The sequence below is a fragment of the Citrobacter sp. TBCS-14 genome, from assembly GCF_005280805.1.
GTDB classification, from domain to species: domain Bacteria; phylum Pseudomonadota; class Gammaproteobacteria; order Enterobacterales; family Enterobacteriaceae; genus Citrobacter; species Citrobacter gillenii.
Window position 1 is genome coordinate 1 of record NZ_SZWM01000891.1, and the last position, 205, is coordinate 205.

Consider the following 205-nt stretch of genomic DNA (forward strand, 5'->3'; position numbering starts at 1 on the left):
CTCTTCCAGGCCTTGAGTAACGGCGCCATCAGCTTTATACGTTTGCTGAACAGGTCGCGGATCGCCTCCGGCGCATTGGCGATCATCTCCGCCTGTGCTCCACCATGCATACGCATCAGGCTAACCCAGCGATCCAGACGTGAGGCCAGACGACGTTGTAATTTTTCATCGTCCCAAAAATTGCCTTCTGGCACGGACCACTGCA

At 55.6% G+C, this 205-nt stretch carries 1 pseudogene; it reads right to left on the reverse strand.

What is annotated here, in order from left to right:
- A pseudogene (gene helD, locus FDX22_RS21925) lies at positions 1-205 on the reverse strand (DNA helicase IV); the annotation flags it as partial.